This is a genomic window from Pseudomonas sp. (genome assembly GCF_030690725.1).
Lineage (GTDB): Bacteria > Pseudomonadota > Gammaproteobacteria > Pseudomonadales > Pseudomonadaceae > Aquipseudomonas.
In genome coordinates this window covers 116,803-132,707 of the sequence record NZ_JAUYGD010000053.1, presented here as the reverse complement: position 1 = coordinate 132,707, position 15,905 = coordinate 116,803, and the positions used below count along the sequence as shown (strand labels likewise).

Sequence of the window (15,905 nt, the reverse complement as noted above, 5' to 3'; positions counted from 1 at the left end):
GCTAGCGCAGCACGCCTTCTTCCAATAGCAACTTGAAGATAGCCTCGGCACCGGCCTGTGGCGAGACATCCTTGAGCACCTGCCCACCGCCGCCCGACGCTTTGGCGGTGGCGGCTTTCATGCGTTCGGCGCCGGTTTTGGCCTTGATCACCTTAAGGCGTTTAGGGCGCGGTTTGGCCGGTTGCAATTGCGCGCTGGCAAATAGCGGGTCGGCGACCAGTTCTACTTCCTCGGCCGTCAACAGCCCACGGCGAGCCGGACCAAAGGCGCTCTGCCGGGCAGTCGGTGCAGCGTTATCGACACTGGCAACAAACGGCAGACGCACCTGCAAGCGCCGGCGCTGTCCGCGCGGCAGGGCTTGCAGCACCTGAGCCACGCCATTGCTGACCTGCTCCACCGCCGCCAGCCCGACCACCAGCGGCCAGCCGAGCTGTTCCGCCAGCAGGTAAGGCAGCATGCCCGAGCCTTCACCGGTTTCCGCCTGGCTGCCGGTCAATACCAGCTGCGCACTGGAGTCGGCCAGGTACTCGGCCAGCACCGGCAGCGCATCGCTGTGCGCCGGTTGTTCGAGAATCTTGATCTGCGCAAGGCCCATTCCCAGGTAAGCGCGCAGCGCCTCCTGCTGCGGGTCTCCGGCATGCAGCACCTGCAAACGCTCACCCGCCAGGCGCAGGCCCAGCTCGACGGCGCGGGCGTCCTGCTCGGCGCGGCGTGGCCGGCCGGAGGTGGGGTGAGCGCCTACCGAAACCAGCGCAACAATATTCAACTCAGCCATGCAGCCCCCGTAGCCCCCGTAGCCCCGATGTAATCCGGAAATCGCGGTTGAGAATCGCGAAGACAAACCTTATGCGGCATCACGCGCGCCTCCCTGCCGATGAGCGGCAACACGCTCGATCAACGCCTGCAGGATCGCCGCAGACTCGCCGATCACCGAGAGGTCGGCGCGTTTGATCATGTCGCAGGTCGGGTCGAGGTTGATCGCCACCACCTTGTCGCAGGCACCTATGCCTTGCAGGTGCTGGATCGCCCCGGAAATCCCCACGGCCACATACACGCGCGCCGTGACCCAGATGCCGGACGCGCCAACCTGACGCTCGCGGCCCATAAAGCCATCGTCCACCGCCACCCGCGAGGCGCCTTCGGTGGCGCCCAGGGCAGCGGCGGCCTGGTGGAATAGCGTCCAGTCCTTGACCCCGTTGCCGCCAGAGAGAATAAATTCGGCCTCGGCCATGGGAATCTGCGCCGGGTCGACCGCCACCGCACCGAGATACTGAATCCGTGGCAAGTGGCTGACCAGTGCTTCACTGAGCGCCAGTGGCCGCACTTCATGGCGGGTTTCGCTGACTGGTTCGGCGCATTCAACCGCCGCCAGAATCAGCCGTGGCGCTGATTGCACCAGATCTTCACGCCCAGCCCCCGCACGACCACTGGCAATGCCATCCGCTACCTGCCAGACCCGCGTGGCCGGACGCTCACCCAGCTTGGCGGCCAGGCGCCGGCCCAGTTCGCCACCGCCGGTGCGGCTGTCCGGCAGCAGCCAGTGCCGCGGCGAGAGTTGGCGCTCCAGCGCACCGAGGGCCAGTACCCGTGCTTCCGGGGCGTATCCGTCGAAAGCGTCATCGGCGAACTGCAGCAGGCGGTCAACGCCGTTGCAGTCGAAGGCGCTTTCCTTGTGTTCGCCAAAGATCACCGCGACCACTGCGCCATCGCTGCCGGCGAGCTTGTGCGCCAGACCGAGCAGGTCCTTGTCGTGGGCGCTCAGGCGGCCGCCGACCATATCCGGTACCACGGCGATATAGAACGCCGGCTGTTCGATCACATGCAGTGGCAACTGCACCACGGCGCTGGCCGTGCTGCGTTTCTGGCTGCCGCCCTGCTGAGTGCCGGAACGGTCGATACGTTTAAGGCCATTGGGGCCGGTAAAGCCGACGGCATGGGGATTCTTGCGCAGCACCCCATTGGGCCCCATCCAGCTGGATTCAACCTTTTGCAACGCGACATGCAGCGGGTGCAGGCGGTTGCGGGCGATCCATTCGGCCCGTGGGTCACGGCGGATAAGGTCGCTCATGGGCTTACCTCGGCTAGTTCGCGCGGAGCCGGCGCAGGCTGCTTCGCCTCGACCACGCCCTCGATCAACACATCGGCTACCAGCTCGGCAATATCCTTGACCTCCGGGCGCACGCCGACCACCCCTTCGAGCATCGCTGTGCACTGCGGACAACCCACGGCCACCAGCTCGGCACCGGTCTCCTTGATATCGACCATGCGCATATCGGGGATACGCTGCTTGCCAGGAATATCGGTGATCGGCGCACCGCCGCCACCGCCGCAGCAACGGGAACGGAAACCGGAGCGCTGCATCTCTTTCACTTCAATCCCGATGGCATTCAGCACATTGCGCGGTGCTTCGTACTCACCGTTGTAGCGGCCCAGGTAGCACGGGTCGTGGTAGGTGACCGAACCACCCTTGTGGGTGCCGAGGTTGAGTTTATGACCGGTGATCAGTTCATCCATATAGGTGCTGTGGTGCAGCACCGGGTAGCGGCCGCCCAGCTCGCCGTATTCGTTTTTCAGCACATGGAAGCTGTGCGGGTCGCAGGTGACGATGCGCTTGAACTGGTACTTGGCCAGGGTGGCGATATTGCGCTTGGCCAGCAGCTGGAAGGTTGCTTCATCACCGAGACGGCGCGCCACGTCGCCGCTGTCGCGTTCTTCCAGACCGAGCACGGCGAAGTCGACCTTGGCGGCTTTCAGCACTTTGACAAAGGCGCGCAGGGTGCGCTGGTTACGCATATCGAAGGCGCCATCACCGACCCAGAACAGCACATCGACGTTCTGTTTGTCGCTCATCAGCGGCAGGTTCAAATCCGCCGCCCAGTTCAGTCGACCACCAGGGTTGAAACCGCCGGGGTTGTCGGTGGCGATCAGGTTGTCCAGCACCTCCGCGCCCTTGTTCGGGGTGGCGCCTTTTTCCAGGGTCAGATGGCGGCGCATATCGACGATGGCATCGACGTGCTCGATCATCATCGGGCATTCCTCGACGCAGGCGCGGCAGGTGGTGCAGGACCACAGCGTCTCGGCATCGACCAGGGCCTTGCCATTCAGATTGACGATCGGCAGATGGGGGCCGCCGCTATGCTCGCCAACTGGTTTGCCCGGATAAGGCGAACCGGCGAACTTGACATCCGTGCCGCCGGCCAGGCCGACCACCATGTCCTGGATTAGTTTTTTCGGGTTGAGCGGCTGGCCGGCGGCGAAGGCTGGGCAGGCTGCCTCGCATTTACCGCATTGCACGCAGGCGTCGAAACCGAGCAGCTGGTTCCAGGTGAAGTCCGTGGGTTTTTCCACGCCCAGCGGGGCTTTAGGGTCATCCAGATTCAACGCTTTGAGGCCGGTGGAGCGACCACCGCCAAAGCGTTCACTGCGGCGGTGCCAGGCCAGGTGCAGCGCGCCGGCGAAGGCGTGCTTCATCGGCCCACCCCAGGTCATGCCGAAGAACAGCTCGGACACACCCCAGGCCACGCCGACGGTCAGCAGCAGCGCCAGCACCCAGCCACCAAAGTCGGCGGGCAGAATCCCAGCAACAGGAAGCGTGGCGATAAAGAAGCTGCCGGCAAACATCAGCAGGCTTTTCGGCAGGCGCATCCACGGGCCTTTCGACAACCGCGCCGGCGGGTCGAGGCGGCGCTTGGCGACAAACAGGGCGCCGGCAAACATCAGTGCGCAGGCCGCCAGCAGGGCGAAGCCGAGAATGCGGCTGTGCAGGCCAAAACCGTGCACCAGAATTGCCAGCGCTGCGGCCAAAACAAAGCCACCGGCCGTGGCGACGTGAGTGTTGGCGATGTATTTGTCGCGGGCCACCACATGGTGCAGGTCGACCATATAGCGGCGCGGCATGGCCAGCAGCCCGCCGAGCCAGTCAACCTGTGCCGGGCGACCACGGCGCCACATTAGAAAGCGCTTCGCTGCACCGATAACCGCAAGGGCCAGGGCGGCAAAGAGCAGGATGGGGAGTAGGGTGTTTAACATCATTGGTCTCCTTCGCGGGACCGGCAAACAACACGGTTCAGTCCCCTCGCCCCTGCGGGGAGAGGGCTAGGGAGAGGGGCAGCTACGACGCAGATCCGCGCAGAAAAGCCCCTCTCCCCCGGCCCCTCTCCCGGCTTTCTGTAACAGAAGCATGGGAGAGGGGAGACAGGCATCAGAAGTCCTTGCACAAGCGCAGCGCGTCGTAGATCGCCGCATGGGTATTACGCTGGGCTACGCAGTCGCCGATACGGAACAGCAGGTAGCCGTCGCCCGGCTGACTCAGGCAAGGCTGCGGCTGGATCGCAAACAGCGCTTCGACGTCAATCTGGCCCTTGTTGCGCGAGCCTTCCTTGAGGGCGTAGTAGAGGCGCTCATCAGGACGCACGCCGTTCTCCACCACCACCTGGTCGACCACCCGCTCTTCTTTCGCGCCGGTGTATTCGTTCTCCAGCACCGCCACCAGCTTGTCGCCTTCGCGGTAGACCTTTTCCAGCATCATGTCGCCGGTCATGATCACTTCTTTTGGGTACATGCTGCGGTAGTAAGTCGGGAACGTGGTGCCGCCCATGGCTACACCCGGCTTGATGTCGTCGGTGACGATCTCGACCTTGGCGCCCTTCTCGGCGATAAAGTCGGCCACCGACATACCGCCGAATTCGCAAATGGTGTCGTACACCAGCACGTTATTGCCCGGCGCCACGGTGCCATCGAGGACGTCCCAGCTGCTGACCACCAGGCCTTCAGCGGCGCCCCAATGTTCGTTTTGCTCGATAAACGGATGACCGCCGTTGGCCAGCACGACGATGTCTGGGCGCAGGTCGAGGATGCTCGCTTCATCAGCACCAGTACCCAAGCGTAGGTCGATATTCAGGCGGGCCAACTCCAGCTGGAACCAGCGGGTAATGCCGGCCATCTGGTCGCGCTGCGGTGCCTTGGCGGCCAAGGTGATTTGCCCGCCGAGGCTGTCTTTCTTCTCGAACAGGGTCACATCGTGGCCACGCTCGGCAGCCACGCGCGCCGCTTCCATCCCGGCCGGGCCGCCACCAACAATCACCACCTTGCGCTTCGGCCCAGTGGTTTTCTCGATGATATGCGGCAGGCCCATGTATTCGCGGCTGGTCGCGGCGTTCTGGATACACAGCACGTCGAGGCCTTGATACTGGCGGTCGATGCAGTAGTTGGCACCGACGCACTGCTTGATCTGGTCGACCTGGCCCATCTTGATCTTGGCGATCAGGTGCGGGTCGGCGATGTGCGCGCGGGTCATGCCGACCATGTCCACGTAGCCGCCTTCGAGAATACGCGTGGCCTGGTTCGGGTCCTTGATGTTCTGCGCGTGCAGCACCGGCACCTTGACCACTTCCTTGATCCCGGCTGCCAAGTGCAGGAACGGCTCCGGCGGGTAGCTCATGTTCGGAATGACGTTGGCCAGAGTGTTGTGGGTGTCGGCACCAGAGCCAACCACGCCGATAAAGTCGATCAGGCCGGTGGCATCGTAATAGGCGGCGATCTGCTTCATGTCCTCGTGAGAGAGGCCGTCCGGGTGGAACTCGTCACCGGAGATACGCAGGCCCACGCAGAAATCGGGACCGACCTCGGCGCGCACCGCTTTGATCACTTCCAGGCCGAACTTCATCCGGCCTTCAAAGGTGCCACCCCATTCGTCAGTGCGCTTGTTCACCCGTGGCGACCAGAACTGGTCGATCATGTGCTGGTGCACAGCCGACAGCTCGACGCCGTCCAGGCCGCCGGCTTTGGCCCGAGCCGCTGCCTTGGCGAAGTCACCGATGACGCGCCACATTTCCTCCGGCTCGATGGTCTTGCAGGTGGCACGGTGTACCGGTTCGCGGATACCGGACGGCGACATCAGGGTCGGCCAGTCGAAGCCATCCCAGCGTGAGCGGCGGCCCATGTGGGTAATCTGGATCATGATCTTCGCGCCATGCTTGTGCATGGCATCCGCCAGCTTCTGGAAATGCGGAATGATCCGGTCGGTGGACAGGTTCACCGAACTCCACCAGCCGTGCGGGCTGTCGATGGAGACCACCGACGAGCCGCCGCAGATGGCCAGACCGACGCCGCCCTTGGCCTTCTCTTCGTAGTACTTGACGTAACGCTCGGTGGTCATACCGCCGTCGGTGGCCATGACCTCGGCGTGCGCGGTGGATACGATGCGGTTACGAATAGTCAGCTTGCCGATCTGGATCGGCTGGAACATTGCTTCGAAAGCCATGACTCGATCCTCGACTTAGCGCGGCTTGACGATAAACAGGCCATCATCGTGGCCCTCTTCGGAACCGCCATAGACCTGCTCGGCCACGGTGCGCAGCGCGCTGCCCTGGGCTTGGAGAATCTGATCCATGGCGCCGGCAAACCAGCCGGTGAACATGTAGTCGACCTTGCGCCCGCACTTGCCGTAGACGTAGACGAAGGCCGAGTGCTTGAGCTTTACCGAGGCGGTGCCAGCGGCCAGGTCGATGGCTTCGATCTCGAACAGCCCCCAGCCGCGCTGCGACAGGCGCTTCATGTAGTGCTCAAACACCGCCACGCCGGACAGGCCATGGCACTCCGCCTCTTTCTCGCACCAGTGCCAGGCGGACTTGTAGCCGGCTTTGTAGAGAATCTCGGCATAGGCATCAGCGCCCAGCACTTCCTCGATACCGATATGGTTGTTGACGAAGAAATGCCGCGGCACATAGAGCATCGGCAGGGCGTCGGTGGTCCAGACGCCGGTTTCGTCGTCGACCTGAATCGGCATTTCGGGTGCGTGGGTGGCCATATGTTTAGTGCTCCAGAGTCTTGTTTGGTTTGTGGGAGGGGCCGGGCGGCGTACCGCTTTAGCCGCGAGGCTCTTAACAGCGCTGCCCTGACGGGGCAGGTCGCGGCTAAAGCCCCTCCCACATTTATCGTGTTGTGCTCGGACCTTATTCGCCCCAAACATCCCTGAGGACGTTTACCCAGTTCTCGCCCATGATCTTGCGCACCACGCGTTCGGAATGGCCGCGTTTGAGCAAGGTCTCGGTGAGGTTGGGAAATTCGCCGACGGTGCGGATGCCCAGCGGGTTGATGATCTTGCCGAAGCTGGTCAGGCGGCGGGCGTAGCCCTTGTCGTGGGTCAGGTACTCGAAGAAGTCTTGGCCGTGGCCCTGGGTGAAGTCGGTGCCGATGCCGATGGCGTCTTCGCCGACGATATTCATCACGTACTCGATGGCTTCGGCGTAGTCGTCGATGGTCGAATCGATGCCCTTGGCCAGGAAGGGGGCGAACATGGTCACACCGACGAAACCGCCGTGGTCGGCGATAAATTTCAGCTCTTCATCGGACTTGTTGCGCGGGTGTTCTTTCAAGCCGGACGGCAGGCAGTGGGAGTAGCACACCGGCTTTTTCGATTCGTGAATGACTTCCTCGGAAGTCTTCGAACCCACATGCGACAGGTCGCACATAATGCCGACGCGGTTCATCTCGGCAACGATCTCGCGACCGAAGCCGGACAGCCCGCCGTCACGCTCGTAGCAGCCGGTGCCGACCAGGTTCTGGGTGTTGTAGCACATCTGCACGATGCCCACGCCGAGCTGCTTGAACACCTCGACATAGCCGATCTGGTCTTCAAACGCGTGGGCATTCTGGAAGCCGAAGAGGATGCCGGTCTTGCCCTGCTCTTTAGCCTTACGGATGTCGGCGGTGGTGCGCACCGGCATCACCAAGTCGCTGTTCTCGCGGATCAGCTTCTGGCTGGCAGCGATATTGTTCACCGTGGCCTGAAAGCCCTCCCACACCGACACGGTGCAGTTGGCCGCCGTCAGGCCGCCTTTGCGCATGTCTTCGAACAGTTCGCGGTTCCACTTGGCGATGATCAGCCCGTCAATAACGATGCTGTCGGCGTGCAATTCGGCTGGGCTCATCAGGCAGTCCCCTTTTTAGCTGTGTCGCCAAACCCGTTGTTGGCGCTTTGGACTGAGCATATCCCTGGGGGCTGAGGCGACCCGGTGCAAAAACGACCGGGGTATTGCCGAAAGCGTCAAAGCCGGGTCGCAGGCGGATATGCGCAGGCCAGAGGGTCGGTACAAGGCAGCGACTACCCGTAGGGTGGGTTAGGCGCGAACCGGAATCAGGCAAATACCACCGATTCTCAACGCGCCGTAACCCACCATGACGATCTACCGGCAAACCGCAATGGTGGGTTACGCAGCGCCCGAGTTGCGTGGTGCAGTCAATAACTAGCCCCGGCGCCACTAACCCACCCTACAAAAGCAGCCTGCATACAGTTCTGATACATCGCCAATAAAAAAAGCCCCTGCCCGGGGGTATCCGGCAGAGGCCAAGGTGACCCTTGAGGAGGGTCTCAGTGTGTTGCGGTGGACGCGGGCCTGGGGCGCGCGGCCAGCAGACCGTAGGCGGTCAGGCCGAGCAGTAGCCACAGGCCAAGCGTCATCTGCAGCCTTACTCCGCGCCGACCTGACGCAAGTACGGCGCTGGCGCTGCGCCGAGGTTGTTGAGCACGCGCTCGCTGTACCAGTCGACAAAGTTGACCACGCCGAACTCGTAGGTCTTCGAGTAGGGGCCGGGCTGGTAGGCGGTGGAATTGATGCCGCGCTGGTTCTCTTCGGCCAGGCGCCGATCCTGATCGTTGGTGGCGTCCCATACCTGACGCAGGCGCGCCACGTCGTAATCGACACCTTCCACCGCATCCTTGTGCACCAGCCATTTGGTGGTGACCATGGTTTCCTGGGCGCTGATCGGCCAGACGGTGAAGACGATCAGGTGATCGCCCATGCAGTGGTTCCACGAATGCGGCAGATGGAGGATGCGCATCGAGCCCAGGTCCGGGTCGGTGATGCGGCCCATCAGTTTCTTGCAGCCTGGCTTGCCGTCCATGGTCATCGACACGGTGCCCTTGAGCAGCGGCATGCGCACGATGCGGTTACGCAGGCCAAAGCTGGCGTGGGCGTAGGGGATGTTGTCCTTGTCCCAGCGGGTCGTGCACTCGCTTACCTGATCTTTGAACGCCTGGGTGGCGCGCGGGTCGGTGACGTCATCCCACTCCAGCAGGGTATTCAGCAGCTCCGGGTGCGAACCGTTGCAGTGGTAGCACTCGCGGTTGTTTTCCAGCACCAGCTTCCAGTTGGCCTTTTCCATCAAGGTGGTCTGCACCGCCACCTTGGTGTTTTCCATGTCGTAGGGCTCCATGTAATGGGCCAGGGTGCTGAGGAAATCGTCGATGGCCGGCGGGTTTTCCGCCAGGGAGATAAAGATATAGCCGCCCGCCACCTTGCAGTTGACCGGCTTGAGGCTGTAGTCCTTGAGGTCGAAATCCGCGCCCATTTCGGTGCCGGCGAACAGCAGGCGTCCGTCCAGCTCGTAGGTCCACTGGTGGTAGTGGCAGACCAACTTGGCCACCTTACCCTTGTCGCTGGTGCACAGGCGCGAGCCGCGATGCCGGCAGACGTTATGGAAGGCATGCACCACACCATCGGCGCCGCGAATCACCATGATCGGGTTGTCGCCAATCTGCAGGGTGAGGTAGTTGCCCTTGGCCGGGATCTCGCAGGTCATGCCGGCGATCAGCCATTCCTTGTGGAAGATCTCCTGCATATCGATCTTGAACAGCCGCTCATCGTTATAGAACGGCTGCGGCAGCGAAAAGGTGCGCTCGCGGGTTTGCAGCATCTCGGCGGTGGCCTTGCGTGCGGGCTCCAGCGGATCGCCCAAGCTCAGGGTGGAAGTGACGTCCATCGGTAACTCCTCAATGGCGACTCGCTCGGCGAGTTGCCGCAATAAAGTGGCTAATCGGTTGCTACGCAAGGTGGCGTCATTGCCCCGTTCTGCGCCTGCCGATGGCGACTGGATGAAAGAGGAATTCGCTCGTGACCTTTTGCTTCGGCTGGCCGCGAGTGTGGCGCTGAGTGGGGGCGAAACCTTATCTATGGGCGACATGGTCACATCCGTTTCCGACGCGGCAAACCAAGGCCTGCGCGGCAGGTCGCGATAAGCATGTAAATGTCGCTGGCAGATAAATGAGCGCGCCTGCCAGTACGCACAATCCGCCCATACAAGGCCGATGTCCGGCCGCGCGGAGAGACGTCCATGACGACGAACGACTTCCTCAACCCGGTTACCACGCAGACCTGGAGCAATGGTCGGCATATGGTGCGTTGCGTCAAAGTCATCCAGGAAACCTGGGACGTGCGCACCTTCTGCTTTATGGCCGATCAGCCGGTGCTGTATTTCTTCAAACCGGGGCAGTTCGTCACCCTGGAGCTGGAGATCGACGGCCAACCGGTGATGCGCTCCTACACCATTTCCAGCTCGCCTTCGGTGCCCTACAGCTTCTCCATCACCATCAAGCGGGTGCCGGGCGGCAAGGTCTCCAACTGGCTGCACGACAACCTCAATGAAGGTGACGAGCTGCCGGTGCACGGCCCGGTCGGGCTGTTCAACGCCATCGACTTTCCCGCCGAGAAGGTGCTCTACCTCAGCGGCGGCGTCGGTATCACCCCAGTGATGTCGATGGCGCGCTGGTTCTACGACACCAACGGCAATGTCGACATGGTGTTCGTGCACAGCGCGCGCTCGCCGAAGGACATCATCTACCACCGCGAGCTGGAACATATGGCCGCGCGGATCAGCAACTTCAGCCTGCACGTGATCTGTGAAAAACACGGCCTGGGCGAGGCCTGGGCCGGTTATCGCGGCTACCTCAACCAGAAAATGCTGGAGCTGATTGCCCCGGATTATCTGGAGCGGGAAATCTTCTGCTGCGGCCCGACGCCCTATATGAATGCGGTCAAGCGCCTGCTCGAAGCCAACCACTACGACATCAGCCGCTACCACGAAGAATCCTTCGGTGCGACGCCGCCGGAGGTACGCGCCGAGGTCAAGGAGCTGGCTGCCGAAGCCGCCGATGCCGACCCGGTGCCAGCGGCCGATCAGCATCAGGTGGCGTTCACCAACACCGGCAAGAGCATCCGCGTCGACCCAGGCGAAACCGTGCATGCGGCCGCCGCCAAGCTCGGCCTGCATATCCCCAAGGCCTGCGGCATGGGTATCTGCGGCACCTGCAAGGTGCTGAAGACCGCTGGCGAAGTGAGCATGGAACACAACGGCGGCATCACCGACGAAGACGTCGCCGAGGGTTATATCCTGTCGTGCTGCAGCGTGCCGCAGGGTGATGTGGCAATCGAGTATTGAGCACCTTGTAACCACCACAGCGCACACAGCAAAACGCCGCACTCGCCATCAAGGCCAGTGCGGCGTTTTTGTTTGAGCGGAACATGCTGCGATGGGCCTTTGTAGGAGCGGGCTTGCCCGCGATAAAACTGATCGCGGGCAAGCCCGCTCCTACAGGGTATTCAGCGTGGCTTAAAGCCTGACGCTGGCAAAGGTCGACTCCCCCTGCGCCCGCGTCAGCGCCGCCATGGCCGAGGATGGCGAAGGGCGCATCAGGTCTTCCGGCATGGGCAGCAACGCCACTACATGGCCGCTCTGCTGGCCGGCGCGTTCGTCGCGCGGCGGGATGCCGAAGTATTCGCGGTAGCACTTGGAAAAATGCGGCGTGGAGACAAAACCGCAGACCGAGGCCACTTCGATGATCGACATGCTGGTCTGCTTGAGCAGCTGGCGTGCGCGAATCAGGCGCAGCTTGAGGTAGTAGCGCGACGGCGAGCAGTGCAGGTACTTCTGGAACAGGCGCTCCAGCTGACGGCGCGAGACATCGACATACAGCGCCAGCTGATCGAGGTCGATGGGCTCTTCCAGGTTGGCTTCCATCAGCGCGACGATTTCCTGCAGCTTCGGCTGGTTGGTGCCAAGCATATGTTTGAGCGGCACACGCTGGTGATCCTGCTCGTTGCGGATACGTTCGTAGATAAACATCTCGGAAATCGCCGCCGCCAGTTCGCGGCCATGCTCGCGGCCGATCACGTGCAGCATCATGTCCATCGGCGCGGTGCCGCCGGAGCTGGTGTGGCGATTGCGATCAATCGAGAACAGGCGAGTGCTGACTGCTGCGCGGGGGAAGGCTTCCTGCATCGAGGCCAGGCATTCCCAGTGCACGCTGCAATCGAAACCATCGAGCAGCCCGGCCTTGGCCAGCGCCCAGCTGCCGGTGCATACCGCGCCCAGTTGCGCGCCATGGCGGGCCTGGCTTTGCAGCCACTGCACGTGCTCGCGGGTAACGCTGTGCTGAATGTCCACACCGCCGCAGACGATCACCGCATCCAGACGCGGCGCCGTAACCAGGCTGGCGTCCGGGGTGATCTGCAGGCCATCACTGGCGCAAACCGGCAGGCCGCTTTGGCTGAGGGTGTGCCAGCGGTACAACTCCTTGCCGGACAACTGGTTGGCCATACGCAGCGGCTCAACGGCAGACGCCAGGGAAATCAGGGTGAAGTTGTCGAGCAGGAGAAAGCCGATGGACTGCGGCGCACGGCTCTGGGGTTGTGCCCCTTGAGTGGACTGTGACATCAGGTAAACCCTCACGCGAAGCAAAGCACGGTAGTGAGCCCCTCTATAGGGTGGCTCTTCTTATGGTTCTGGGACTGCACAACGCCAGATCGACAATCAGCACAACGCAAAGGCCGTGCCTAAATTGATTGGGCGTTCAATTAAAAACAGACGAGTTAGCCCACCGCTAGTGCCACTAGGCGTTGGCAGGAGCGACAGAAGCATTCTGATTACGACCGCAAACGCCCGTTCGGCGGGCGCTTGAGCATTTCGGTAGCACTGCCGGGCAGGTGCTTTGTCACCCCGCTACGCAGGGTAAAAACAGCGCGGTAACGGACCAACGGTCAGGCCGTATTCAGCAGCGTTGCGCTGCCCTTTTCCGCCGCACCGAACAGCCCTGCACCACAATCGTGCGCAGCGGCCTGAGCGTGCGCTTTAACATTCAACCGCGCTGACGGCTAAACCGCCGCGCGAGGTTTCCTTGTACTTGTCATGCATATCCGCGCCGGTGTCGCGCATGGTGCGGATCACCCGGTCCAGCGAGATAAAGTGCTGACCGTCACCGCGCAAGGCCATCTGTGCGGCGTTGATCGCTTTCACCGCAGCAATCGCGTTGCGCTCGATACAGGGCACCTGCACCAGACCGCCGACCGGATCGCAGGTCAGACCAAGGTTATGTTCCAGGCCGATTTCCGCGGCGTTCTCCACCTGCTCAGGCGTAGCCCCGAGAATCTCCGCCAGCCCCGCCGCCGCCATGGCACAAGCCGAACCGACTTCGCCCTGACAACCGACTTCAGCGCCGGAGATGGACGCGTTCTTCTTGCACAGAATGCCGATGGCCGCAGCCGCCAGTAGGTAGTCGACGACATTGGCTTCGCTGACCGCCGGGCTGAAGCGCACAAAGTAATGCAGCACCGCCGGAATAATCCCCGCCGCGCCATTGGTCGGTGCGGTGACCATGCGCCCGCCAGCGGCGTTTTCCTCGTTTACCGCCAGGGCGAACAGGTTGACCCACTCCATACCGCTGAGGGTCGAGCCGATCACATTGGGCTTACTCATTTCCTGCAAGCTGCGGTGCAGCTTGGCGGCGCGGCGCTTCACATTCAGCCCGCCGGGCAGAATGCCCTCGTGCTTCAAGCCCTGCTCGACACACTCGCGCATGGCCTGCTACAGGCGCATCAGCCCGCTGCGGATTTCCGCCTCGCTGCGCCAGGCCTTTTCGTTGGCCATCATCAGTTCGGAGACGCGTAGGCCATTCTCCTTACACAGCTGCAACAGCTGTTCGGCGCTGTTGAAGTCGTAGGGCAGTACGGTGTGGTCCTGATCCAGCTGGCCGCTGGCGGCCTGCTCGGCATCCACGACAAAACCGCCGCCCACCGAGTAATAGGTGTTTTCGTGCAGCAGGCTGCCATCGGCGGCAAAGGCGCTGAGGGTCATGGCGTTGGGGTGATAGGGCAGGTTTTCATCCAGCAGCAGCATGTCACACTGCCAATCGAAGGCGATGCTGACGCGCCCGCCAAGCTGCAACTGGCCGCTGGCCAATAGCTCGGCGATACGCGGCTCGATGCTGCTCGGGTCGACCTGATCCGGCCACTCACCCATCAGCCCCATGATCACTGCACGGTCGCTGCCATGGCCAACACCGGTGGCCGACAACGAACCGTACAGGCGCACCTGCAGGCGCGCCGTACGTTCCAGCAAACGCCGCTCGGCCAATGCGCCGCTAAACAGCGCCGCCGCGCGCATCGGCCCGACGGTATGCGAGCTGGACGGGCCAATGCCGATCTTGAACAGGTCAAACACGCTGATAGCCACGACACTCTCCTGCACGATTGCTACATGCAGGCCATGATCAGGATTTCCCCACGCCGCTGTCGCTCCACACCGACCCGTCCATATCTAAATCCGTCAGCGCCGCAAACGAACGCGACTTGTGCGACAGCGCGCAGTTTCAAGCACTGCAGCAGCAATTCACGACAGCAGCGTTCTAGTTGCGACTTCACGCATAGGCAGCGAAGGAAATCTGTCGGCATGATCGCCGCGCCCATGGACCGGCCAGCCGCTGCTTGCCCTGCCCGCCCCGTGGCCGACTGCGTGCCTGCACAGGCGCGCCCTGTCACCGTAATCGGGAGAGGCTTGATGACACTGAATATGCGCGGTTGCCTGCTGGCGGCAGCTCTGAGCACACCACTACTGGCGCAGGCTGCTGAGCCGGCGCAGTGCGGGCTGATTCGCTTTGCCGATGTCGGCTGGACCGACATTACCGTGACCACCGCCGTCACCCGCCAGGTGCTCAGCGAGCTGGGTTACCGCACCCAGGTCAAACGCCTGTCTGTGCCGGATACCTACCAGGCCATGCAGGACGGCAAGATCGACGTATTCCTCGGTAACTGGATGCCGAGCATGGAAAACGACATCAAGCCCTACGCCGCCAACGGCTCGGTGAAGACCCTCGGCGCCAACCTCATCGGTGCCAAATACACCCTGGCGGTGAATCAGGCCGCCTATGATGGCGGCGTGAAGAACTTCGCCGATCTTGCGCGCTTCAGTAAAGAACTGGGCGGCAAACTCTACGGCATCGAACCGGGCAACGACGGCAACAAGCTGATCCAGCAGATGATCGACAAGAACGCCTTCGGCCTGGCCGGTTTCAGCCTGGTGGAATCCAGCGAGAACGGCATGCTGGCCCAGGTCAAACGCGCCGAACACCTCAAGCAATGGGTGGTATTTCTCGGCTGGGCGCCGCACCCGATGAACAACCAACTGCAGATGCATTACCTGGACGGCGGCGATGAGTTCTTCGGCCCCAACTACGGCGGCGCAACGGTGTACACCAACGTGCGCGCCGGCCTGGCCGAACAGTGCCCGAACGTCACCCAGTTGCTGCAGAACCTGCGCTTCAGCCTGGAGATGGAAAGCTACCTGATGGGCGCGATCCTCAATAAGAACACCAACCCGCGACGCGAGGCCAAGGCCTGGTTGAAAGCCAATCCGCAGGCTCTGGCCAGCTGGCTGCAAGGGGTAACCCGACGCGACGGGCAGCCGCCAAAAGCCCCCGCGAGCCTGGCGGCGAATGACTAATTTTGAGTTTTTTTCGATTTCGCCACAGCCCACGGGTCATCGTGGCTGTGGCCATTTAAAAAGCTGCAAACCACGGCCGGCGTGGCTTGCAGCCTTGGCATCGCGGGTAAAAAGTCTGTTATGGTTTTTTTAGTCAAAGGGCATGTCGCCGCGCAACACGTCAGAGTCGCAAACCGACAATTGCGACAGGCCGAAGACTATATCGTTGAGTCAGCCGATTTCGTCGCTGTCGCCTGAGCAGGGTCGACAGACCGGGAGCCCACAGCCCCGGACCGAAGAATATATAAGCGCTGGCTCACCACGCGATGGGTGCCAGCCCAACAAGAAATTTCGGATGTACGCGCACCTCGGGT

10 protein-coding genes and 1 pseudogene are annotated in these 15,905 nt (G+C 62.4%); 2 read left to right on the top strand and 9 right to left on the bottom strand.

The genetic code is table 11. The features are described 5' to 3' along the window. Position 1: 1 nt before the first annotated feature. The 7 genes from Q8O69_RS13245 to gbcA all read right to left on the bottom strand — a co-directional run bounded on the left by Q8O69_RS13245 (position 2) and on the right by gbcA (position 9,762). Positions 2 to 775 carry an electron transfer flavoprotein subunit beta gene (locus tag Q8O69_RS13245; protein WP_305592783.1) on the bottom strand — a complete coding sequence of 258 codons (774 nt, stop codon included), beginning with the start codon at positions 773 to 775 and terminating at the stop codon, positions 2 to 4. Between the two features lie 69 nt (positions 776 to 844). Beyond that, a complete protein-coding gene (locus Q8O69_RS13240) occupies positions 845 to 2,068 on the bottom strand; it encodes an electron transfer flavoprotein subunit alpha/FixB family protein (RefSeq protein ID WP_305592782.1) in 1,224 nt (407 codons plus the stop codon). Beyond that, positions 2,065 to 4,029 carry a dimethylglycine demethylation protein DgcB gene (dgcB, locus tag Q8O69_RS13235; RefSeq protein ID WP_305592781.1) on the bottom strand — a complete coding sequence of 655 codons (1,965 nt, stop codon included), beginning with the start codon at positions 4,027 to 4,029 and terminating at the stop codon, positions 2,065 to 2,067. The genes Q8O69_RS13240 and dgcB overlap by 4 nt, the downstream gene beginning before the upstream one ends. A gap of 172 nt (positions 4,030 to 4,201) precedes the next feature. Next, positions 4,202 to 6,262 (bottom strand): dimethylglycine demethylation protein DgcA, encoded by a 2,061-nt coding sequence (gene dgcA / locus Q8O69_RS13230; protein WP_305592780.1) that lies wholly within the window; start codon positions 6,260 to 6,262, stop codon positions 4,202 to 4,204. 15 nt (positions 6,263 to 6,277) lie between these two features. Continuing rightward, positions 6,278 to 6,808 carry a DUF5943 domain-containing protein gene (locus Q8O69_RS13225; protein ID WP_305592779.1) on the bottom strand — a complete coding sequence of 177 codons (531 nt, stop codon included), beginning with the start codon at positions 6,806 to 6,808 and terminating at the stop codon, positions 6,278 to 6,280. 145 nt (positions 6,809 to 6,953) lie between these two features. Continuing rightward, a complete protein-coding gene (locus Q8O69_RS13220) occupies positions 6,954 to 7,931 on the bottom strand; it encodes a dipeptidase (RefSeq protein WP_305592778.1) in 978 nt (325 codons plus the stop codon). A 538-nt stretch (positions 7,932 to 8,469) separates the two neighbouring features. Further along, positions 8,470 to 9,762 (bottom strand): glycine-betaine demethylase subunit GbcA, encoded by a 1,293-nt coding sequence (gene gbcA, locus Q8O69_RS13215; protein ID WP_305592777.1) that lies wholly within the window; start codon positions 9,760 to 9,762, stop codon positions 8,470 to 8,472. Positions 9,763 to 10,113: 351 nt separating this feature from the next. Here gbcA and gbcB point away from each other — a divergent pair, with 351 nt between their 5' ends. After that, positions 10,114 to 11,217, top strand: a complete 1,104-nt coding sequence (gbcB, locus tag Q8O69_RS13210) for a glycine-betaine demethylase subunit GbcB (RefSeq protein WP_305592776.1) — start codon at positions 10,114 to 10,116, stop codon at positions 11,215 to 11,217. Between the two features lie 171 nt (positions 11,218 to 11,388). Here gbcB and Q8O69_RS13205 read toward each other — a convergent pair whose 3' ends face one another. Then, positions 11,389 to 12,492 carry a GlxA family transcriptional regulator gene (locus tag Q8O69_RS13205; RefSeq protein ID WP_305592775.1) on the bottom strand — a complete coding sequence of 368 codons (1,104 nt, stop codon included), beginning with the start codon at positions 12,490 to 12,492 and terminating at the stop codon, positions 11,389 to 11,391. Positions 12,493 to 12,906: 414 nt separating this feature from the next. Continuing rightward, positions 12,907 to 14,286, bottom strand: a pseudogene (locus tag Q8O69_RS13200) (L-serine ammonia-lyase). A 336-nt stretch (positions 14,287 to 14,622) separates the two neighbouring features. On the opposite strand from Q8O69_RS13200, the gene Q8O69_RS13195 reads away from it, so the two are divergent. Continuing rightward, entirely contained in the window at positions 14,623 to 15,552 is a 930-nt protein-coding gene (locus Q8O69_RS13195; RefSeq protein ID WP_305592872.1) for a choline ABC transporter substrate-binding protein, read from the top strand. Positions 15,553 to 15,905: the final 353 nt, after the last annotated feature.

Coding starts and splice junctions, on each gene's coding strand:
- Q8O69_RS13245 (WP_305592783.1), bottom strand. CDS start 775: ATGGCTGAGTTGAATATTGTTGCGCTGGTTTCGGTAGGCGCTCACCCC.
- Q8O69_RS13240 (WP_305592782.1), bottom strand. CDS start 2,068: ATGAGCGACCTTATCCGCCGTGACCCACGGGCCGAATGGATCGCCCGC.
- dgcB (WP_305592781.1), bottom strand. CDS start 4,029: ATGTTAAACACCCTACTCCCCATCCTGCTCTTTGCCGCCCTGGCCCTT.
- dgcA (WP_305592780.1), bottom strand. CDS start 6,262: ATGGCTTTCGAAGCAATGTTCCAGCCGATCCAGATCGGCAAGCTGACT.
- Q8O69_RS13225 (WP_305592779.1), bottom strand. CDS start 6,808: ATGGCCACCCACGCACCCGAAATGCCGATTCAGGTCGACGACGAAACC.
- Q8O69_RS13220 (WP_305592778.1), bottom strand. CDS start 7,931: ATGAGCCCAGCCGAATTGCACGCCGACAGCATCGTTATTGACGGGCTG.
- gbcA (WP_305592777.1), bottom strand. CDS start 9,762: ATGGACGTCACTTCCACCCTGAGCTTGGGCGATCCGCTGGAGCCCGCA.
- gbcB (WP_305592776.1), top strand. CDS start 10,114: ATGACGACGAACGACTTCCTCAACCCGGTTACCACGCAGACCTGGAGC.
- Q8O69_RS13205 (WP_305592775.1), bottom strand. CDS start 12,492: ATGTCACAGTCCACTCAAGGGGCACAACCCCAGAGCCGTGCGCCGCAG.
- Q8O69_RS13195 (WP_305592872.1), top strand. CDS start 14,623: ATGCGCGGTTGCCTGCTGGCGGCAGCTCTGAGCACACCACTACTGGCG.